We start from the raw sequence: 18,870 nt of genomic DNA on the forward strand, positions 1-18,870 counted from the left end.
CCCCTGCCTGCGAACGCGTGCGCGCTAGAATGAAATCACGAAGCAGGTGCCCGGCGCATCGCGCACGATCTTGATCTCAGCCGCCAATTGCCGGGCGAGGGTCTGAATGATCGTCATCCCCAACCCGCCAGCCGCATCCAGATCGAAACCGGCAGGCAAGCCGACGCCATTGTCGCGATAGGTCAAGATCCGCTTGGTATCGACCCTTTCTATCAACAGGCTGATCTCACCGCTATCGCGGCCGGTAAACGCATATTTCAGGGAATTGGTCATCAACTCGTTGATCGCCAGCGCCAGAGGAATCACCTGATTGACCGGCAGGACCATTTCCTCGGGCGCCATGCACTCCACCGACACCGGCGTTTCGCCGCCCAGAGCCTGCGCGACGTCCTGCATCATCTGTACGAAATAGCTGCCCACATCGACCGAAGCGGCCTCATCCGAGCGGTAGAGCGCGCTGTGGATCGAGGCCATGACCTGCAAGCGGACCTGAACCTTGTCCAGCACGGCCAACGCCTCGTCCGAGGTGGTCTGCCGCCGTTGATACCGAACGAGGGAAATCAGCAGGCCCAGATTGTTCGCGACACGGTGATTGACCTCATCCAGCAACATCCGCTGGGTTTCCAGCGCCTGTCGCAACTGCATGATATCGTTTTCGCGGACTGTCCTGTCGCGCAATGTCAGAACCGCGCCCAGAACCTTCCCCTGCTCGTCATGGACCCGACGTGCCGACCCCTCGGCATAGACGCGGGTGCCGTCGGGGCGGTCGATCAGCCACATTTCGTTTTCGACCACCTCACCATCGCGCACGGCACGGGCCAGAGGCAGTTCGCAGGACGGATATTGCGAGCCATCGACGCGCAGCAGGTTATAGACCTCGGAATAACCTTCCGTCTCAACCCCCAACTCGGTGACACCGTGCATTTCGGACGCCGCACGATTGACGAACCGGATCACCCCCTGGGGATCGGTGATGATCATGCCCTCACCAAGCTGGTTCCACGCCTCGGCCTGAAGCGTGGAAAGGAGTTCCCATTCCGCCATTTTATTGAACTTTCACAAGGTATCCACGCAAATCGCGTGAGGTTGTTTCCTACCCTGCGGGTTGAGCGGTTTCCACCATCTTAACGAACCAGGATGCCCCGATCGGGCTGATCTCATCGTTAAAATCAAATTCAGGATGATGAAGCCCCGCACCTCCGTTACTTCCAAGGAAAAGATAGGCACCGGGGCGGTGTTCCAGCATGTAGGAAAAGTCCTCGGCGCCCATCATCGGGATCATTTCCGTGGTAACCTTGTCGTCCCCCATGACCGCCCGGGCGACACTTGCGGCCAGCTCCGTTTGTGCGGGGTGGTTGACCGTCACGGGATAGCCGCGATTGTAGGTGACGGTGGCGGTCCCGCCATGTGCGGCAGCGATATTGACGGCCACCTGCTGCATACGCGCGATCACCATCTCGCGCACGTCCTCGTCCAGCGTGCGGACCGTGCCGCCCATCTGCGCCGTCGCAGGCAGAACATTATCGGCGGAGCCTGCATGGATTGTCGTGATCGACAGCACACAGCTTTTCAACGGATCCGTGTTGCGCGCGGCGATCATCTGAAGCCCCTGCGCGATCTGGCAGGCGATCTGCACGCTGTCGATGCCCTGATGCGGCATGGCGGCATGGGCACCTACGCCCACCACGTCGATGCTGAACGTATCCGCCGCGGCCATCAGGGGGCCGGGACGGGTCAGAAACGTGCCGAAGGCTTCGCTCGGTTGGTTATGCAAGCCATAGACCTGGGCGATGTCGTAGGTGTCCATCACCCCTTCCTCACACATGGCCAGACCGCCACCGCCGCCTTCCTCCGCCGGTTGGAAGATCAGCGCGACGGTGCCCTTGAAATTCCGGGTTTCCGCCAGATAGCGGGCCGCGCCCAGCAGCATCGTGGTGTGGCCGTCATGACCGCAGGCGTGCATCTTTCCCTGCCTCGTGGATTTGTAGGGCAGATCGCGCACTTCCTCTATCGGCAGGGCGTCCATGTCTGCGCGCAAACCGATGGTCGGGCCGTCGCCCCCCTGACCGTGGATCAGGGCAACGACGCCGCTCTGCGCGATGCCGGTCTCGATCTGCTCGATGCCGAAGCTCTTGAGTTTATCGACAACGTAGGCGGCGGTTTCATGGCAGTCATAGCCAAGCTCGGGGTTGGCGTGGATGTGCTGGCGCCATTCCTTCATGTCCTCGTGGAATTCCGCGATACGATTGATGACAGCCATGATGAGACTCCTTTTGCTGTCGTGTACGTTCGCCGCGGGTGGCGGCAGGGTCAAGATGCGCCTTGCACTGGCCGCCTCGGCGCGCGACCCTCGACCCATGAAACCACTCGACGACAGAACCGCCTCCGACACTCTGGTCCTGAACGGCGACGCCCGGATGGAGCGTCTGACCGAGATCATGGCCCGGCTACGAGCGCCCGATGGCTGCCCGTGGGACCGGGAACAGGATTTCGCCTCGATCGCCCCCTACACGATGGAGGAAGCCGCCGAGGTGGCCGATGCCATTGCGCGAAACGATATGCCGGATTTGCGGGATGAACTGGGGGACCTTCTCCTTCAGGTTGTCTACCACGCGCAGATGGCAGACGAATCAGGTCACTTCGCCCTGCCCGACGTGATCCGCGCGATTTGTGACAAGATGGTCCGGCGACACCCGCATGTCTTTGCCGACGCGCCGGGCCGCGATGCCACCGAACAGACCGTGGATTGGGAGCGGATCAAGGCCGAGGAGCGCGCCGCCTCGGACAAGGGGGAGCGTCGCACGCTGGACGGCGTGGCGCTGGGACTGCCCGCCCTGACCCGCGCGGTGAAATTGCAAAACCGGGCCGCGCGCGTCGGGTTCGACTGGCCCGAGGTCGGTGACGTCCTCGACAAACTGCAAGAGGAAAGCGCCGAACTGGTAGAGGCGCGTGACACCCTGACCCATGACGATCAGGTTGAGGAGTTCGGAGACCTGATGTTCGTCATGGCCAATCTGGCCCGCCACCTCAAGATCGACCCCGAAGCAGCATTGCGCGGCGCGAACGCGAAATTCGAGCGGCGTTTCAGATGGATAGAGGACGCTCTGGCGGCTGAGGGGAGTCATGTAAACCAGTCGGATCTGGCCCGGATGGATGCGTTGTGGAACCTGGCGAAGGCTGAGGAACGTAAATCTCCTTCGTAGCATCGGGGCGGCAAACCTCACATCTTCTCTTGCGCAGGGCACGGAAGTCCGTCTGCGCTCTGTCCCTCTTGCGGACCACTTTGCGGCGCCCAGTCGCCTGAAAAGTCGTGAAGACCTTTTGCGTTCCAGCCTTTCGCGCACGCATGTGCAAGGAAAGCAAGACGACTGCAAGTATCGCCAAGAGAGAAGACAAAAGAAGAACCGAAGCTGTTATGTCGAGGTCTTGTAGTGGCGCGAGAAAGCTGACGCCATGCATGTCCTGCGAGAAACCGAACACTTCCGTTCCGCTCCTGTCGCCGGTGGTGGGGATCTTGATCCGAACTGTTTCGATATCGTCGCGACCCGCCATTTCGTCCTCCGAGAACGCTATGGGGCGCTATCTTAGCACGCATTCGGGATTTACCTAAATTCTTTCATGGCCTCTACTTAAAAGAGAAAAGTAATGCTCAGGAGAATACTATATATCGCGCGGCATTCTCTGGCGCCTGAAGCTTCGCAAGGACTCGTTTGCTGATGGGTCCGCAATCGTTTCCTGCCGCTTATGACGCGCCAGAAGCAGACGCAGGAAAGCGACGCACAGGCTCAGGGCTCCGATGGTAAGTGCAACGAAACGAACATCGGCATCGGACAGGCCGAAATAGGTGCTCACGGCATCAAGGTGTCGGGTGGCGAACGCCAGTGCAAAAGTGGTCGGATCCATCGTGAAAGCCTCCCTCAATACATCCGATGATACGTCCAAGCCTTCACAATGCAACCTTTACGTGTATAGGGCGTGAATTCAGCCACGACTTTACAGGCTTTGCGCAAGGCGCGACGTGTTGTAGGAGAGCGCAACCGGGCCAATTCCTTCAGGAGAGCTTAAATGAGCATCATCATCGACATTACCGCACGCGAGATCCTCGACAGTCGTGGAAATCCGACCGTCGAGGTCGATGTCTATCTGGAAGACGGCGCGATGGGGCGCGCGGCTGTTCCCTCGGGCGCATCTACCGGCGCGCATGAGGCCGTCGAACTGCGCGATGGCGACAAGGCCCGCTATATGGGCAAGGGCGTGCGCAAGGCTGTGGAGGCCGTGAACACCGAGATCTGTCAGGAACTGCTGGGCGTGGACGCGACCGAGCAGGTGATGATCGACGACATGCTGTGCCAACTGGATGGGACCGAAAACAAATCGCGCATCGGTGCAAACGCGATCCTGGGCGTTTCGCTGGCCGTGGCCAAGGCGGCGGCGGAAAGCGTCGGCCTGCCGCTCTACCGTTATGTTGGCGGCACCTCGGCCCGCGTTCTGCCCGTGCCGATGATGAATATCATCAATGGCGGTGAACATGCGGACAACCCGATCGACATTCAGGAATTCATGATCATGCCGGTGGGTGCGGAAAATCTGGCCGATGCCGTGCGGATCGGGTCCGAGATCTTCCATACACTCAAGAAGGAGTTGAGTGCCGCGGGTCACAACACTGGTATCGGGGATGAGGGCGGCTTTGCCCCTGCCCTGTCATCCACCCGCGAGGCGCTGGACTTCATCATGACCTCCATCGACAAGGCCGGTTACAAGGCGGGCGAGGATGTTTATCTCGCGCTCGACTGCGCCTCGACCGAGTATTACGAGGGCGGCAAGTACGAGATGAAGGGCGAAGGCAAATCACTGACATCGCAGGAAAACGCCCAGTACCTGTCCGATCTGGCGGACGCCTATCCGATCATCTCGATCGAGGATGGCATGGCTGAGGATGATTGGGAGGGCTGGACCGCTCTGACCGCTCTGATCGGTGACAGGGTGCAACTGGTCGGCGACGACCTGTTCGTCACCAACTCCAAGCGTCTGAGCCGCGGGATCGCGGACAAGGCCGGCAATTCCATCCTGGTCAAGGTGAACCAGATCGGCTCGCTGAGCGAAACCATCGACGCGGTGGATATGGCGCACCGGGCGCGCATGACCTCGGTCATGTCGCACCGTTCGGGAGAGACGGAGGACGCGACCATCGCGGACCTCGCCGTGGCGCTGAACTGTGGCCAGATCAAGACCGGTTCGCTGTCCCGCTCGGACCGGCTGGCGAAATACAACCAGCTGATCCGCATCGAGCAGGAACTGGGAACGACCGCGCGCTATGCCGGTCGGGCGATCCTGAAGCGCTGACCTTCACCACTGGTGAGCAGATGTGAACGACCAGGAAGGCGCGACCCGGAAACGGCTCGCGCCTTTATCGTGTGTAATTCGTGACCATCCGGTAATCCTTGCGCGGCCCCTCGACCCGCCATTCCGCGCGCCAGCTTTCCGGCAGATCGAACACATAGCGGACGTCATAGGTATCCGGATCGCAAAAATGCGAGGCTTGCGTGGTGGTTTGTCGCGGGTCGAAGCGGTGAAAGAACCGGCCGTCCTCGAACTCGACGATGATGTAAGGTTCGTCGGCGTACCAGTGATAGGCGCGGGTCGCCTTGAAGGATGGCAGACCGGCGAAGCGCAACTCACCCTCCTCGATATAGGACAGGCCAGTGCCGCGCGGCTCGAACAGGCCGACGCCCTCGAACCTGCCGGTCCAGTTGCTGTCCAGATCGAAGATGTCGCGGCGGATCGTCCAGCGCCCGATGAAGGGTTCGAGCGGATCGGGCATGTCGGTCACGGGCCTCTCCCTTGTTTGCGGGGCGTCATGGGTCTATCACCCGCGCAACGTCTTCAAACAAGGGTCCCGCCGCATGATCTCTCGCTATTCCCGCCCCGAAATGGTCGCCATCTGGTCTGCGGAGACAAAATTCCGCATCTGGTACGAGATCGAGGCCTATGCCTGCGACGCGCAAGCGCAATTGGGCGTGATCCCGCAGGAGAACGCGGACGCGGTCTGGAAGGCGAAGGACGTCGAGTTCGACGTTGCCCGCATTGATGAGATCGAGGCCGTTACCAAGCACGACGTCATCGCGTTCCTGACCCATCTGGCGGAGCATGTGGGCGCTGACCAGGCGCGTTTCGTGCATCAGGGCATGACGTCCTCGGACGTGTTGGACACCTGCTTCAACGTGCAACTGGTGCGCGCGGCGGATCTGCTGATCGCGCAAACGGAAAAACTGCTCGAAGCGCTCAAGCGCCGGGCGCTGGAGCACAAGATGACAGTCTGCATCGGTCGCAGCCACGGCATTCATGCCGAGCCTGTGACCTTCGGCCTGAAAATGGCGCAGGCCTATGCGGAAATGGACCGCAACCGCATTCGACTGTTGACGGCCCGTGATGAGATCGCGACCGGCGCTATTTCGGGCGCTGTCGGAACCTTCGCCAATATTGATCCATATGTTGAAGAATTCGTTACCGAAAAGCTGGGATTGCGGCCTGAGCCGGTTTCGACGCAGGTCATCCCGCGCGACCGTCATGCTGCGTTCTTTGCCGCGCTGGGCGTTGTGGCGTCCTCAATCGAGCGGATCGCGACGGAAATCCGGCACTTGCAGCGAACCGAAGTGCTTGAGGTGGAGGAATATTTCTCCCCCGGTCAAAAGGGCTCCTCCGCGATGCCGCACAAGCGCAATCCGGTACTGACGGAAAACCTGACCGGTCTGGCGCGCCTGGTTCGCATGGCTGTGGTCCCCGCGATGGAGAATGTCGCCCTGTGGCATGAGCGGGATATTTCCCACTCCTCCGTCGAGCGCAACATCGGGCCAGACACCACGGTGACGCTGGACTTCGCCCTTGCCCGCTTGACGCAAGTTATTGATAAGCTTGTCGTATATCCTGAAAATATGCTGCGCAACATGAACCAGTTCCGTGGTCTGGTGATGAGCCAGCGTGTGCTGCTGGCCCTGACGCAGGCCGGGGTCAGCCGTGAGGATTCCTATAAGCTGGTTCAGCGCAACGCGATGAAAGTCTGGGAGCAAGGCGCTGATTTCAAAACCGAATTGCTGGGCGACCCGGACGTTCTGGCCGCGTTGAGCGCTGAGGAAATCGAAGAGAAATTCGATATCGGCTATCATACGAAACATGTCGATACGATCTTCGCGCGCGTCTTCGGCGACGAATAACCTTTAGCAACATCGCGGGGCGGCCACCGGGCTGTCCTGCGAACTTTGCGCCTCGGAATCAGATCATTTGGCGATTCAACTTATCCGCTTTTCGCCGCCCAGGGCAGGATCCCGGAAGCACAATAAGATCGACTCTTTGCACGCTCAGCATATATCATGCACTGCAACATAAGGATTACGATCATGAGAACCCCTGCCTTCGACCCTTGGGGCTACGCACGACTTGCACACCTTCAGCACAAGATCGGCATATCCGCCGCGCAGACAATCGCAAGCCGCATGGCCTTGTTCATGCAGGGAAATCTGACGCAGGTCGAAGCGACCGCCATGATCATGGAAAAGCCCGTCGCGATGGTTACGGGGCTTCAGGAAGCGGCCGTGGCAATGGCGCGGGGCCACGGCCCCTCCGCCATGATGGAGGCCGCCCTGAAACCCGTCGCGGCCAAGACCAGTGCAAATGCGAAACGCCTCTCCCGCTGAGGGCGCCATGGCGGTAATCGCCGTCTGACGCCCTCATTCGTCGGCGGTGAATCAGGCCTCGTCCAGCAACTGGACCTTTGCCTCGGCATCCGCCTGTACCATGCGGGCGCGTAGCTCCGCCTCACTGACGCGGTCGCCCAGATCGGCGTGCAGCTTGCGATAGACATCATCATGACCGGCTTCGGTGAAATCGGCTTTGATGACCTCCTTCACATAGGCGGCGGTTCGTTCCGCATCATAGCCCAGCTTTTGCCCGGCCCACTCAGCCAACAGACGATTGCGGCGCATCTCGGCCTTGAACTTCATTTCGCTGTCATGGGCGAACTTGGCCTCGAACGTGGCGCGGCGCTCTTCGAAACTTGTCATCTTCGTGACTCCGGGATGTGTTGCGTATGCACGATAGGTGGCGATCGGCTGGTTATCCGGCAAGGGTTTCGGCTCGAATCCTTGCCCATTGCGCCCAACGGCGCTAAGACCCGCCGACATAGGCGGATCACCGCCTCGAAACTGGTTCGGAGAGTGTTATGGCGCGCCGCAGAATGATTTACGAAGGCAAGGCTAAGATCCTCTACGAAGGACCGGAGCCGGGGACCCTGATCCAGTTCTTCAAGGACGATACAACTGCCGGAAACGGTGAAAAGCATGAATTGATCGAAGGCAAGGGCGTGTTGAACAACCGCCTGTCCGAACACTTCATGACGGGTCTGGCGAGCATCGGCGTGCCGACCCACTTCATCAAGCGGCTGAACATGCGCGAACAACTGGTCCGCGCGGTCGAAATGATCCCGCTGGAGGTCGTTGTACGCAACGTCGCCGCAGGCTCCATGAGCAAGCGCCTCGGCATCGAGGAGGGCACGCAGCTGCCTCGCCCGATCATCGAGTTCTACCTCAAGAACGACGAGCTGAACGATCCGATCGTGTCAGAGGAACATATCATCGCCTTCGGCTGGGCCACGCAACAGGATCTGGACGACATGGTTTCGCTGGGCCTGCGGGTCAACGATTTCATGTCCGGCATGATGATGGGCGTCGGGATCAAGCTGGTGGATTTCAAGATCGAGATCGGCCGCGTGTTCGAGGGGGATTTCCAGCGGCTGATCGTCGCTGATGAGATCAGCCCGGATTCGTGCCGCCTGTGGGATGTGGAATCCGGGCAGAAACTGGACAAGGACGTGTTCCGCCGGGGTCTGGGCGATCTGAGCGAAGCCTATACCGAGGTCGCCAAACGTCTGGGCGTGATGCCACGCCAGAACGGGTCCTCCTCGGGGCCGAAATTGGTGCATTGATGGCGCGCGTCCTGGCGATCCTGTCACATCCGGCAACGGCCCTTCTGGCCGGGCTGTACCTGATGTGCATCAGCTTCGCCTGGACGTTCTTTGGCATGATGCCGGCGCCGGTCGTGATCGGATCGCTGCTGTGGATCGGCGGTGGCATCGTGATCGTAACGGGCAAGAAACTCTTGGACAGGGCTGAAAACACATGAAAGTTCGCGTAGACATCACGCTGAAACCCGGCGTTCTGGACCCTCAGGGTGAGGCGGTTCGGCACGCGCTGGGTGCTCTGGGCTTCGACGGAGTTCAGGGTGTGCGGCAGGGCAAGGTGATTGAGCTGGATCTGGCCACTGAAGATGCCGATCTGGCGAAAACTCAGGCCGCCCAGATGGCGGAGAAGCTGCTGTCCAATCAGGTCATCGAAAACTTTACCGTCACGGTGATCTGAGATGCGCACTGCCACGTCCGCTACCGTCATCACCGATTTCACGAGTTGAGGAACTGCCATGAAAGCCGCTGTCATCACCTTTCCCGGATCGAATTGCGACCGTGACATGCACGTGGCGCTGGAGCGGGCGACGGGTCAGGCACCACTCGGCGTTTGGCACAAGGACACCACCCTGCCCGACGGACTGGACCTAGTCGTCGTGCCGGGCGGCTTCTCCTTCGGGGATTACCTGCGCTGTGGGGCCATTGCGGCACGGGCACCGGTGATGAACGCGGTCGTGGATTTCGCGCTGCGCGGTGGGCTGGTGCTGGGCGTGTGCAACGGCTTCCAAATCCTGATCGAGGCGGGCCTGCTGCCAGGGGCGCTGATGCGCAATTCCGGGCTGAAATATATCTGCAAGCCGCAGGCCCTGCGGGTCGCAACCCATGACAGCGCCTTTACCGCGGCTTTGGGAGAAACCGCGACCTATACAATCGCCCACCACGACGGCAACTTCATCGCCGATGCGCAAACGCTGGACCGCCTGACCGGCGAGGATCGCGTTGCGTTCACCTATGAGGGAAATCCCAACGGATCGCTCAACGATATTGCCGGAATTTTGAGCGAGAACCGCCGTGTTCTGGGCATGATGCCGCATCCCGAGCGTCTGAACGATCCCGCATTGGGCGGCACGGATGGCGCGGCGTTCTTCGCCGGACTGGTCAGCTCGCTGGAAACCGCCTGATCTTCCTTCGAACGTGAGGGTTCGGTCAGGCGGCGCGGCGCTCCACATGGCTCAACGCCTGCTCGATCAGGTCGGGACCGGCAGCCGGCAGGTGCGCCCCCTCGCTGAGCACGCGACGCCACGCCCGCGCACCGGGCTGCCCGGTGAAGGCACCCAGCATATGCCGGGTGATCTGATTCAGGCGGGTGCCACGGGTCAGTTCCGCCTCGATATGCGGATACATCGCCCGCACGGCGTCTGACGGATCCGTGCGTGGACTGTCCATGCCGAAAACCCTCGCATCCGCATCGGCCAGTACGGCGCAAGGATCGTGATAGGCCGCCCGTCCGATCATCACTCCATCCAGTCCCGCGTCGAGATGTGGCAACGCTTCCTCCAAAGACATGATCCCGCCGTTCACGACGATTTCCAAGGCGGGGAACAGCCCCTTCATTTCGACCACCAGAGTGTGATCCAGCGGCGGAATATCGCGATTTTCCTTGGGGCTGAGCCCCTGCAACCACGCCTTGCGAGCATGAATGATGAAGTGATCGACCCCGGCAGCCGAGACGCGCGACAGAAAGTCCGGCAGAATCTCGCGCGGTTCCTGTTCATCAACGCCGATCCGGCATTTAACCGTGATTTCAGCCGACTGCGCCGCGTCCTTCATGGCAGAAACGCAATCCGCAACCAGCCCCGGATCGCGCATCAGGCACGCGCCGAAGGCACCAGACTGCACCCGGTCAGACGGGCAGCCGCAGTTCAGATTGATTTCCGAATAGCCGAACGGCTCCGCAATCTTCACGGCCTTCGCCAGCACCTCCGGCTCGGATCCGCCCAATTGCAACGCGACGTGGCCCTCAGCCTCGGACTTGCCGATCAACCGCTCGGGATCGCCATGTGTTAGCGCGCGGGCGGTGACCATTTCGGTGTACAACAGGGCGCGGGAGCTGAACTGGCGATGGAACAGCCGACAATGACGATCCGTCCACTCCATCATCGGCGCAACGGACAGACGGGAAGCATCAGTCATGCTGCGAATCCCTTGTTTCATTGGCTGGCCCTCCGTCGATGGCGGCTACGATTTGCGATCTTTCGCCACTATTCGCGACGATTTCCGCAGCCGGTGCTACAAACGTAGCACTCGGAAGGCGTCTTGTAGCACCGGTGCTTACAGAGGTCACGCACCCACCGACGGAGACGCTACCAAGATTTTCTCGCTCCCCAATTTCCGAGCAAAATCGGTCGAACCCATCGTCCTTCCCACAAGGAAAGGGCTGAAAATGGCAACCATCACGACACGAAACAAAACGAACGGCAAACCGAGCTTCACAGCCCAGGTGCGCATTAAGAGGAGCGGGAAGGTGATCTTCTCGAAGTCGGAAACCTTCACGCAACGTAAGCTGGCGGAAAAGTGGGCCATCCGCACTGAGAAAGCGTGGCACGACGGGACGTTGTCACTCGTCACTCCAACCGGCTCCTTTTCCGAGCTGATCAAGCGCTACCGGATGGACATCGAGCAAGAAGTCGGAAAGACGATGATTCAGTGCCTCCGGACCCTTGAGGGAATGGATGAAACAAGCGTTGGCTGCCACGAGGTTAATCCAACTTTTCTCATTGATCTGGCACGCGCATTGAAAAAAGAGGGCCGGTGCGCCGCGACAGTAAACAACTACATGCAGCATCTATATGGCCTCTTCACCGTAGCAGAAACGGCTTACAAAATCCCGTTGAAATACGAGGATATGCAAAGCGCAATGAGAACATTGCGAAAGCTCAAAATCGTCAGCAAGGCCAACAAGCGCGACAGACGTCCAAAGCTCGAAGAACTGAACGAGCTGATGGAGGAGGCTTTTGCTCGATCTGCGCGAAGCAATGCCGCCCCCTTGCACAAGATCATTGCCTTCGCCATCGCATCTTCACGTCGACTATCGGAAATCACGCGAATTCGATGGGATGACCTGAACTATGCAGACAAGAAAGTCCTCGTTCGCGATATGAAGCATCCGGGTCAGAAGAAAGGTAACGACGTTTGGGTTCTGCTCAGCGACGAAGCGCTCCAGATCATCTTGTCAATGCCGAAAGTCGACAGCAGAATCTTCCCCTATGCATCTGATAGCCTGTCAACCGCATTTACTCGTCTCGTTGAACTCTTCGAGAACATTGAAGATCTCCACTTTCATGATCTTCGCCACGAAGCGATATCTCGAGCCTTCGAGATGGGCTGGTCAGCGGCAAAAGTCCGAATGATGTCTGGTCATCGCTCGTGGTCATCCCTCGAGATTTACACCAATCTCGAGAAAATTGGAGACCGACTTGAAGGTTGGAAATGGTGGGATGTTGTATTTCAGCCAGAAACTCCAGAGCGGGTTGATGCGCTGAAAAAGAGGGTCGCAGGGCGGAAAGCGCAACAGGCGGCAAAGGCGACAAAAACAAAAAAATCTACCAGGAAATAGATTTTCATTATCGGCCCCGATCCAAGATCGGGGCCCTTTGCGTTACCGCGGCAGACGGGCTGCGAGCTCAGTCAGCCGCGCGCCATGCCACCGCAGAGCAGCAGCATACCGATCCTCGGGGACATCCGCTTCCGACAGAAGATCGCAAATCTTCCGCAGTGCCTTTCCGACGCGCGCCGGGTCGGGACTGAGCCCGTCCAGTAGACGATCTGCCTCGAGGAAGAGGTCGAGGCCTCGATCGCCGGCGACCTGTTGCAGCACCTCCGAAAGACTATCGCCGTTGCGGCGCAGGAAATCCTTGGTGTCCAGCGCGCTGAGCAGCGCGGCGCCGCCATAAAGCGTCTCGTTCATTGTAGTTCTCCTGGCACGAGGGGCCGGCCGTCTGGCCGGACTTGCACCCTGTGCCGTCAAGCACCGCCGGCAGAAGCTGCCGCCGGTGTTCGCTTCATCTTTGCGATTAAGCCACTGACCGAAAATGTGCCCCCACATCTACGTTTTCGAGCGCGCGGCGCAGGCCATCTGTCAGAAGACAGATTTCTTCAACCACCCGATCGCGAGGGTCGATGGAGGCGAAGTATCCAATGTATGGCAGGTCCGGGTCGTCGACGTAATCCAACGATAGCAGAGCCAAGATCTGGCCAAGCATGGTCCACGTGCGCGGCGTAAGACGGCCATCGTTCGCGAGGAGTTCCACGCATCGGTCGACAAGGCGGGCGGATTCGTAGCCCCCCAGGAGGCGGGCCGCGTGCCAGAGGCCCTCACGGTGCTCCGACACAAAGGACAGTATCGGATCGGCAGGTATCTTTTGCGCTATGTTGCGGGGGAATGCGGTTTTCGATTCGAGTCCCATGATGATCTCCAGATGGTTTCCGCGTCGTGCGCGGTTCAAGGGTTCGTCGATCCGGATGCATTCGACTCGTTAGACTTCTTCCCTATTCTCCCTTATTCAAATCGACCCTGTCGTTCGCGGCCTCACCGAGGCGGCCGCGAACGAATGGGCTCGATCCCTACTTATAAATTTCGAGGCTTGGTGCCGACCGTCCTGAATTCGTCACCAGGCTTCAGGATTGCTGCTGACCATTCATGGCGGCTTGCCGGAGCTCTGAAAGAGAACGCCGGCCCGCTCTGACAGCACGCGCGCGCTGGTTCCTGTCGTGGTATTGAGAAGCAGTCCGGCCGCCACCCCGCTGCCCGCAGAGTGAAAGCGCCATCCATGTCCGATCGACATCGCTGTCGTAGGCCAACTGATGCCAGAGCGTGCGCACGATGTGCTCTCCGGTTCCCACGTGTTCATACCAGACGTCAGAGATCCAATCGGCCGTCAGCGCCGTCACACCGCCGTCGCGGGAGAACAAAGGGGTTCCCGATCGGCGATCGTAGCCAAGCCACAGATCTCCTCCAGGGGCGTCCAATACCAACAACTCATCGAGAAATTCGGTCAGCTCAGGCCAGAGTTCGGAACGCTCATAGTCACCGCCAGTTTTCTGAGTCTTTATCGAAATCGACCAGCCGGTTGCATCCCGACGAATCTCTTCGTCGATCCGAAAGCGGTATAAATCGCTGATCCTCAGCGGGGCTGCTACCGCCAGTGCCAATGCTGATGCATGAAGTGCAAGAAGATATCGACGCGAAGTGCCGGCCTTTGTCGCACGGCTCTCGGCCAGCAGCTCCTCGGCAAGGGACCATACCTTGCCGATGTCAGTCGGGTTGGCGAGGAGCCAGGCATGCTTCCGTTTGCGCTTGAGACGCCCGATCCGGGCATATCGGGAAGCTTCACCACGGATGGCCTTCCGGAGCTTACTCTTTTCGTCACGATATACGAGAAACTCTGCGAGCTTCCTGAGTTGCATCGCGAGTCCAATTTCCCCCTGTCCACGTGCCTCTTGGCGTTCAAGCCAGAGTCGAACACTTTCGGTGTCGAGATCGGCGGACCGATCTGCATCGATGCAGACTTGCACGATGCAGCGAAGAACGTATTCGGCCGCCCTGATCTGCGATTGGGCGGGAGGCGATGTATCGCCAAGATCGATCATTCCGCCATCCAGGTCGTTTCGGCGGCGGCGCATCTCTTTCAGCGTGACCTTCCAATCATCCGGCAGTTCGTCGGTCCCGACCGAAAGATCAGAGCCCTTGCTGGGTCGAGAAGTCGTCGTTTGGCGCGGCTTTTCCCGCTGCCTTTTCTCTCGCTTGAGCTGGGAGATCACACGCGCAAGTGGCGCGCAGTGATGCGGTGCTTCAACGCTCAAGACGTCGCGCAGCCGCTCGAGGGTCGAAAGGCACCCAAAGGACTGGAAGTCCTCTTCATCCGGGACGCCCGTTCCACGGGTCTCAAGGTGGGCTTGCCATTTGCGCAGCCGGCGCAGGTCGGATTCAGTTGGCCTTATAAGATTGTCTGACATTTTTCTGGTTCCTTTTGATGTCGCACGGTGTCTTTCGGGGAGCACTCGGCGACACGAGGTCGCCGAGTGCCGTTCCTCGGGGGATGATGGTGCCGTCAGCGAAGCCCGTGGCTCATGCGGCCTCCGCATACGCGCCTTCCCGGGTCTTCCGAGCATCCATCCTGGCCTTGCGCAGCAGTTTGCGGGCCTCGCGGTTGGCTTTGACGCCGTCCATCCAAGCATAGTGGGCTTCGGCAACCTCGATGGAGTTGCAGAGCACCGCCGCGACCAGTCCGAGCGCGGACGGGTCGACCGAGAGAATGAAATAGCCGGTCACTTGCCGCGCCTGGTGAAGGGTCATGTCGAGACCGACAGCCTCCGCCCCGACGGCGTAGTGGCCAGCGAATGTCGTTTCCTCCATCGGACGATCTTCCCGCATCGAGGGGAAGAGGAAATCGGAGTCGACAAGCTTGCATCCATACGGGTGATCGTTGATCAGCCGGGGGCGAATTTCCTTCAGATACCATTCGATGACAGGTCGGGCGTCGGGATCGAACTCGGCTTCGACGGCAACGCGGTTCTTGACCAGATGAGCCGGGATGGAAATCTCGACATCTTCACTATCGTTGGACAGGAACAGCTGGGCGTCATCCCCTCGGAATGGCAACCCTCGGAGGTTCGACGCCCGGACTGACGATCCGCGAAACAAGATGGCGCTTTGAACTGCGGCAATACCAAAGCTGAGAGCTCACATGCGCTCCTTGTGGCGCTTACGGCGCTTGAGATCGTCCCAACGGGCAATGATCCGGTTAGCATCTGCCATGAGCTTTTCCGGTTGCGCGTGAACGGCGCGCTGCTGGGCGGGACACTTTGAAAACGCCTTGATCCATTCAAGGCGAGGCGGAGACATCGCGTCGCTCCTGGGGGACGTCTTTCGGACCTGTTTCTTGATCTTTGCAAGTTCCTTCTTTTGCTTCTTTTTCAGGCCGACGTGAAATTCGGCGATATGTGACAGGCGCGCGACCATGTTTTTTCGGGTGGTGCTATCCGCCCTGACTTCGCCGTCAATTTCACGGGCGCGCCAAACGTTCGCGGCGCGAGCGATGACCTGTGGATTACAGACGTCTGCCAAGCTGGGCGTCATCGACGCATCCAGGTCACCGCCTCGTTCGAGCATAGCCGTTGCCAGGTTCAGCGCGTTCTCGTAGGTTTCTTCGGTGCGCGTGCTGAAATCGCTCTTCTCAGCAGGGATGGGCCGTCCGAGTCCGTCAGTTCCACGCTTCGCAAGCACGAACTCATCGAACTCGAACCACAGCGCAGATGCCTGCGGACGGTGGCCGCGGCGCCAAGGACTTGGCGGGCTTTTGCCTCGGTCCGGTTGTGGGAGCGGCATATGCGGCAGCAGGTGATCAATCTCGGGGTGGTCCGCACGGATTGCAATGAGATCGTTCATCGTGGTGATGCCCCCCTTGAAGGTTCGCCGCCTTTTGCCGCTCAGTTTGCTGGCAGCGGGGGTGACCCATCCGGGGACGACATCCGGCGGTCCGACCCCGTCTGCTGATGCGACTTCTGCGACTGCTAAAATACCGCTCGCCCGATGAGGACCGATTGGTTGGCCAACGCCACCGATTGCGGCGGTATAGTCCGCAAGTATCGTCCAGTCCGGTAGAACCGCTGCCGAGGCCTTCGGTCCCGCGGCTTTTCCCAGTGCCCCGCGCACGCGCTTTCGCCATTCCACAAAGTGATCATGGGATTTGAACCCCTCTGCAATTGCAGCGATCCGGCCGCGCCCCCAACGTCTCTCGAAATCCGCCAAATCTGCGGGAATTCGATCGAGCGGCGCGTTGCCGTAGAATTTGGGGCACTCCTTGATCCGAGGGCGGATCTGATTGATGGTGCTTTTCGAATATCCCAAGCCTTCGAGGTTCTCGAGCAGGTCTTTCATTGTTTTGATGTTCATGGTCTGTTCCTTTCTTCTGTGACCTTGAGGGAGCTGGGGCCTCGCTCTACAATCCGCCCGGACTTCAACTATTTTTTTTGGGAGGTCCCCGTCTTTGATAGGGCATCCTACGATGCCTGCACTTTTCAAAGCGCGCTCGGCGCCTGGCCCCTTCAGAAAAGAGGGGCCAGGCGCCTGATCGCGATTGACCCGGACTCGACCGCCAATTGATGGACCTGCGGCCATCTCACCTTTTTTGTGGTCAATTCACCCATCTGGTCGGCAGACGACAGGCGATGTCTATCGCCATACGGTTGGGTAAATGGGAGGGAAAATCGGATCATTTCCGGCCAAACCGGGTAAATTCCGGCCGAGGGCGAAGTTGCAACTCAAACATGGTGAATAACGATGTCGAAGACGCATCGACGCACGCGCCTGACGGTCGGCGAAAGGTCGATGCTTGGAATTGCCCCGCGCTCGACATAGCGTCGAAACGTCCGGGCAGACCGCTTTTCCGGATCTTCCCTGTGAAGCTCCGAGGGCTTGAGAAGAGGTTCACGGTAGTCGCGCCAGTATCTGCGTGTAACGAAAACCTCTCCCTCGAGCCTCCAAATGTCTTGCCAAAGATAGCGCTTCCATCCGCTTTCCTTGGTTGGACGAAGATTTCCTTCGTCGATGATTTCCCGCGCGGTGTTCTCGCAGACGTTCCAGTGATCTGCGATCCTTGACACCCGGGCGCTGCCGGCCTCTTCCATACTGTTCTCCCTGCTGATTGCTCAGGAGAAAGGGAAGAATTCGGTCATTTCAAAATTTCGAATTTTCGAGGTTTCTGATCCGCCATTGAGCCGCAGGGAGGCGTTTCAGAAGAGCCGGAAACGCTTCTGGGAGAACTGTGACGTCGTCAGAATGGTCAATAGCGGTGCACTTCACCGTCGGCCCTGTCACACGAGCGAGAGCGGCCGTTTTCCAAAGACAACCCGGACGCCAGAAGCGAACCGTGACTGCATCAATCCCACGAAGGTCACCGTGGCGTTCCTGGAACAGAAATGCAGTGAGGCCATAGTGCTCGCATGAGCGTCGGATCGCCGTCACCACCTTCGAACTGACCGCAGACCACGCAGGGATCTCATGATCCGCCCAGATCGCTGCGTGGGCCACCGTAAAAGTGAACTCCGGTTTCCTCATCCGCCGCACCAAGGAGGTAAGGCCATAAATCTGATAGTCGGTGACGTTCTTCAGACTGGGGAGACAGCTCGCATCCAAGAGGCCGTAGCTTGGCTGGTCAAGAATTGCAGAAGGGACGTTGTCCTTAAAGCGCCAGCAGACGAATTCGTTGCCGTGTTTGAAGTCCAACCAATCGAATATTTCCGCTGATGCCAACCAGGCGATGCCCTCTCGCAGATTTGAATTACAATTCCGCGCTCGGAGGCCAACGGTGCTCCGCAGGACCACCGAGCGCGCACGATATCCTTCTTCAGGCTGGTCCACATCGGGAGACCATTTTGGCAATTTTCGGCACGTCGCGTGAAGAAGTCCGTGCAGCAACCGATGGGCGTCTGTTGGCAGTGATATCCAAGCCAGATCATTCATGAAGAGGCCGGACATCCTATACATGTCATCTGCAACTATTCCGGTCTCTTGGGCCAGAGGATCGCGGCTCTCTTGGGCGGTTCGGTTGTTCTGTAACGAGGCAGTCATCGTGGGTCTCCGTGTTGGTCCAGTCAGTATCTCGGACCGAATAAGGAGATGCAGAAGCAGTTCGAGTGGATGGGTAGCCAAGTCCGCTACCCGTCAGGGTGCCTCTGCTGATTTTACAGGAGTCCCGCGCCTCCGAGGCTTGCTCCGCAGCCCCTGGCACCCACGCCGCAGATTCTGCGGCAGGTCCGCAGAATCTTTCGAACTGAGACTGACCTGCCACTGAACCTTCATCCACCCGGAACCAGAGCCCTTTGGGTTGATACGCCGATTGGCGCAGGAGGAGCAA

At 59.4% G+C, this 18,870-nt stretch carries 22 protein-coding genes; 9 read left to right on the plus strand and 13 right to left on the minus strand.

The genetic code is table 11. The annotated features are described in order from the left end of the window. Window positions 1–24 precede the first annotated feature (24 nt). Window positions 25–1,044: a sensor histidine kinase gene (locus H1S03_RS12230; protein ID WP_185804703.1), complete on the minus strand. Its 1,020-nt coding sequence runs from the start codon at window positions 1,042–1,044 to the stop codon at window positions 25–27. A 49-nt stretch (window positions 1,045–1,093) separates the two neighbouring features. Next, a complete protein-coding gene (locus H1S03_RS12235) occupies window positions 1,094–2,260 on the minus strand; it encodes a M20 aminoacylase family protein (RefSeq protein ID WP_185804704.1) in 1,167 nt (388 codons plus the stop codon). A 97-nt stretch (window positions 2,261–2,357) separates the two neighbouring features. Here H1S03_RS12235 and mazG point away from each other — a divergent pair, with 97 nt between their 5' ends. Continuing rightward, window positions 2,358–3,203: a nucleoside triphosphate pyrophosphohydrolase gene (mazG, locus tag H1S03_RS12240; protein ID WP_185804724.1), complete on the plus strand. Its 846-nt coding sequence runs from the start codon at window positions 2,358–2,360 to the stop codon at window positions 3,201–3,203. Window positions 3,204–3,660: 457 nt separating this feature from the next. Here the strand turns inward: mazG and H1S03_RS12245 are convergent, their stop codons facing one another. Next, window positions 3,661–3,903, minus strand: a complete 243-nt coding sequence (locus H1S03_RS12245) for a hypothetical protein (protein ID WP_185804705.1) — start codon at window positions 3,901–3,903, stop codon at window positions 3,661–3,663. 162 nt (window positions 3,904–4,065) lie between these two features. Between H1S03_RS12245 and eno the strand changes: the two genes are divergently transcribed. Beyond that, window positions 4,066–5,343 carry a phosphopyruvate hydratase gene (eno, locus tag H1S03_RS12250; protein WP_185804706.1) on the plus strand — a complete coding sequence of 426 codons (1,278 nt, stop codon included), beginning with the start codon at window positions 4,066–4,068 and terminating at the stop codon, window positions 5,341–5,343. Window positions 5,344–5,407: 64 nt separating this feature from the next. Here eno and H1S03_RS12255 read toward each other — a convergent pair whose 3' ends face one another. Further along, on the minus strand, window positions 5,408–5,821 hold the full coding sequence (locus H1S03_RS12255; RefSeq protein WP_185804725.1) for a DUF6314 family protein: 414 nt from the start codon (window positions 5,819–5,821) through the stop codon (window positions 5,408–5,410). Window positions 5,822–5,903: 82 nt separating this feature from the next. Here H1S03_RS12255 and purB point away from each other — a divergent pair, with 82 nt between their 5' ends. Both purB and H1S03_RS12265 read left to right on the plus strand, forming a co-directional pair. Beyond that, complete coding sequence (gene purB / locus H1S03_RS12260; protein ID WP_185804707.1) at window positions 5,904–7,211, plus strand: adenylosuccinate lyase; 1,308 nt, start codon at window positions 5,904–5,906, stop codon at window positions 7,209–7,211. A 183-nt stretch (window positions 7,212–7,394) separates the two neighbouring features. Next, window positions 7,395–7,691: a DUF3100 domain-containing protein gene (locus H1S03_RS12265; RefSeq protein WP_185804708.1), complete on the plus strand. Its 297-nt coding sequence runs from the start codon at window positions 7,395–7,397 to the stop codon at window positions 7,689–7,691. Window positions 7,692–7,742: 51 nt separating this feature from the next. Here H1S03_RS12265 and H1S03_RS12270 read toward each other — a convergent pair whose 3' ends face one another. Beyond that, a complete protein-coding gene (locus H1S03_RS12270; RefSeq protein WP_185804709.1) occupies window positions 7,743–8,057 on the minus strand; it encodes a DUF1476 domain-containing protein in 315 nt (104 codons plus the stop codon). A 158-nt stretch (window positions 8,058–8,215) separates the two neighbouring features. On the opposite strand from H1S03_RS12270, the gene purC reads away from it, so the two are divergent. From purC to purQ, 4 genes are read left to right on the plus strand one after another with little or no spacing between them, the layout of a single operon-like run. Further along, window positions 8,216–8,977: a phosphoribosylaminoimidazolesuccinocarboxamide synthase gene (purC, locus tag H1S03_RS12275; RefSeq protein WP_166191300.1), complete on the plus strand. Its 762-nt coding sequence runs from the start codon at window positions 8,216–8,218 to the stop codon at window positions 8,975–8,977. Beyond that, on the plus strand, window positions 8,977–9,174 hold the full coding sequence (locus H1S03_RS12280) for a hypothetical protein (RefSeq protein WP_166191298.1): 198 nt from the start codon (window positions 8,977–8,979) through the stop codon (window positions 9,172–9,174). Before purC ends, H1S03_RS12280 begins: the two co-directional genes overlap by 1 nt. Further along, the gene (purS, locus tag H1S03_RS12285) at window positions 9,171–9,410 is read left to right on the plus strand and encodes a phosphoribosylformylglycinamidine synthase subunit PurS (RefSeq protein ID WP_166191296.1); all 240 of its coding nucleotides are present in this window, start codon (window positions 9,171–9,173) and stop codon (window positions 9,408–9,410) included. The genes H1S03_RS12280 and purS overlap by 4 nt, the downstream gene beginning before the upstream one ends. Before the next feature lie 58 nt (window positions 9,411–9,468). Next, window positions 9,469–10,134: a phosphoribosylformylglycinamidine synthase subunit PurQ gene (purQ, locus tag H1S03_RS12290; protein ID WP_185804710.1), complete on the plus strand. Its 666-nt coding sequence runs from the start codon at window positions 9,469–9,471 to the stop codon at window positions 10,132–10,134. A gap of 25 nt (window positions 10,135–10,159) precedes the next feature. Here the strand turns inward: purQ and dusA are convergent, their stop codons facing one another. Next, a complete protein-coding gene (dusA, locus tag H1S03_RS12295; protein WP_249777901.1) occupies window positions 10,160–11,146 on the minus strand; it encodes a tRNA dihydrouridine(20/20a) synthase DusA in 987 nt (328 codons plus the stop codon). A 250-nt stretch (window positions 11,147–11,396) separates the two neighbouring features. Here dusA and H1S03_RS17490 point away from each other — a divergent pair, with 250 nt between their 5' ends. Next, the gene (locus H1S03_RS17490; RefSeq protein WP_185804712.1) at window positions 11,397–12,569 is read left to right on the plus strand and encodes a tyrosine-type recombinase/integrase; all 1,173 of its coding nucleotides are present in this window, start codon (window positions 11,397–11,399) and stop codon (window positions 12,567–12,569) included. 42 nt (window positions 12,570–12,611) lie between these two features. Here the strand turns inward: H1S03_RS17490 and H1S03_RS12305 are convergent, their stop codons facing one another. From H1S03_RS12305 to H1S03_RS12335, 7 genes are all read right to left on the minus strand, one after another. After that, the gene (locus tag H1S03_RS12305) at window positions 12,612–12,920 is read right to left on the minus strand and encodes a hypothetical protein (protein WP_185804713.1); all 309 of its coding nucleotides are present in this window, start codon (window positions 12,918–12,920) and stop codon (window positions 12,612–12,614) included. Window positions 12,921–13,026: 106 nt separating this feature from the next. Then, window positions 13,027–13,419, minus strand: a complete 393-nt coding sequence (locus H1S03_RS12310; protein WP_185804714.1) for a hypothetical protein — start codon at window positions 13,417–13,419, stop codon at window positions 13,027–13,029. A gap of 211 nt (window positions 13,420–13,630) precedes the next feature. Then, the gene (locus H1S03_RS12315) at window positions 13,631–14,968 is read right to left on the minus strand and encodes a hypothetical protein (RefSeq protein ID WP_185804715.1); all 1,338 of its coding nucleotides are present in this window, start codon (window positions 14,966–14,968) and stop codon (window positions 13,631–13,633) included. 112 nt (window positions 14,969–15,080) lie between these two features. Beyond that, complete coding sequence (locus H1S03_RS12320) at window positions 15,081–15,614, minus strand: hypothetical protein (RefSeq protein WP_221892691.1); 534 nt, start codon at window positions 15,612–15,614, stop codon at window positions 15,081–15,083. Between the two features lie 81 nt (window positions 15,615–15,695). Beyond that, window positions 15,696–16,907: a hypothetical protein gene (locus H1S03_RS12325; RefSeq protein ID WP_185804717.1), complete on the minus strand. Its 1,212-nt coding sequence runs from the start codon at window positions 16,905–16,907 to the stop codon at window positions 15,696–15,698. Between the two features lie 368 nt (window positions 16,908–17,275). Next, window positions 17,276–17,641 carry a hypothetical protein gene (locus H1S03_RS12330; RefSeq protein ID WP_185804718.1) on the minus strand — a complete coding sequence of 122 codons (366 nt, stop codon included), beginning with the start codon at window positions 17,639–17,641 and terminating at the stop codon, window positions 17,276–17,278. Window positions 17,642–17,690: 49 nt separating this feature from the next. Further along, complete coding sequence (locus H1S03_RS12335; protein WP_185804719.1) at window positions 17,691–18,584, minus strand: hypothetical protein; 894 nt, start codon at window positions 18,582–18,584, stop codon at window positions 17,691–17,693. Window positions 18,585–18,870: the final 286 nt, after the last annotated feature.

This window comes from Pontivivens nitratireducens (assembly GCF_014235845.1).
Classification (GTDB): domain Bacteria; phylum Pseudomonadota; class Alphaproteobacteria; order Rhodobacterales; family Rhodobacteraceae; genus Pontivivens; species Pontivivens nitratireducens.

Coding starts and splice junctions, on each gene's coding strand:
- purS (WP_166191296.1), top strand. CDS start 9,171: ATGAAAGTTCGCGTAGACATCACGCTGAAACCCGGCGTTCTGGACCCT.
- H1S03_RS12230 (WP_185804703.1), bottom strand. CDS start 1,044: ATGGCGGAATGGGAACTCCTTTCCACGCTTCAGGCCGAGGCGTGGAAC.
- H1S03_RS12305 (WP_185804713.1), bottom strand. CDS start 12,920: ATGAACGAGACGCTTTATGGCGGCGCCGCGCTGCTCAGCGCGCTGGAC.
- H1S03_RS12280 (WP_166191298.1), top strand. CDS start 8,977: ATGGCGCGCGTCCTGGCGATCCTGTCACATCCGGCAACGGCCCTTCTG.
- H1S03_RS12245 (WP_185804705.1), bottom strand. CDS start 3,903: ATGGATCCGACCACTTTTGCACTGGCGTTCGCCACCCGACACCTTGAT.
- H1S03_RS12330 (WP_185804718.1), bottom strand. CDS start 17,641: ATGGAAGAGGCCGGCAGCGCCCGGGTGTCAAGGATCGCAGATCACTGG.
- H1S03_RS12235 (WP_185804704.1), bottom strand. CDS start 2,260: ATGGCTGTCATCAATCGTATCGCGGAATTCCACGAGGACATGAAGGAA.
- H1S03_RS12270 (WP_185804709.1), bottom strand. CDS start 8,057: ATGACAAGTTTCGAAGAGCGCCGCGCCACGTTCGAGGCCAAGTTCGCC.
- dusA (WP_249777901.1), bottom strand. CDS start 11,146: ATGACTGATGCTTCCCGTCTGTCCGTTGCGCCGATGATGGAGTGGACG.
- mazG (WP_185804724.1), top strand. CDS start 2,358: ATGAAACCACTCGACGACAGAACCGCCTCCGACACTCTGGTCCTGAAC.
- eno (WP_185804706.1), top strand. CDS start 4,066: ATGAGCATCATCATCGACATTACCGCACGCGAGATCCTCGACAGTCGT.
- H1S03_RS17490 (WP_185804712.1), top strand. CDS start 11,397: ATGGCAACCATCACGACACGAAACAAAACGAACGGCAAACCGAGCTTC.
- purB (WP_185804707.1), top strand. CDS start 5,904: ATGATCTCTCGCTATTCCCGCCCCGAAATGGTCGCCATCTGGTCTGCG.
- purC (WP_166191300.1), top strand. CDS start 8,216: ATGGCGCGCCGCAGAATGATTTACGAAGGCAAGGCTAAGATCCTCTAC.
- H1S03_RS12255 (WP_185804725.1), bottom strand. CDS start 5,821: ATGCCCGATCCGCTCGAACCCTTCATCGGGCGCTGGACGATCCGCCGC.
- purQ (WP_185804710.1), top strand. CDS start 9,469: ATGAAAGCCGCTGTCATCACCTTTCCCGGATCGAATTGCGACCGTGAC.
- H1S03_RS12335 (WP_185804719.1), bottom strand. CDS start 18,584: ATGACTGCCTCGTTACAGAACAACCGAACCGCCCAAGAGAGCCGCGAT.
- H1S03_RS12265 (WP_185804708.1), top strand. CDS start 7,395: ATGAGAACCCCTGCCTTCGACCCTTGGGGCTACGCACGACTTGCACAC.
- H1S03_RS12310 (WP_185804714.1), bottom strand. CDS start 13,419: ATGGGACTCGAATCGAAAACCGCATTCCCCCGCAACATAGCGCAAAAG.
- H1S03_RS12325 (WP_185804717.1), bottom strand. CDS start 16,907: ATGAACATCAAAACAATGAAAGACCTGCTCGAGAACCTCGAAGGCTTG.
- H1S03_RS12315 (WP_185804715.1), bottom strand. CDS start 14,968: ATGTCAGACAATCTTATAAGGCCAACTGAATCCGACCTGCGCCGGCTG.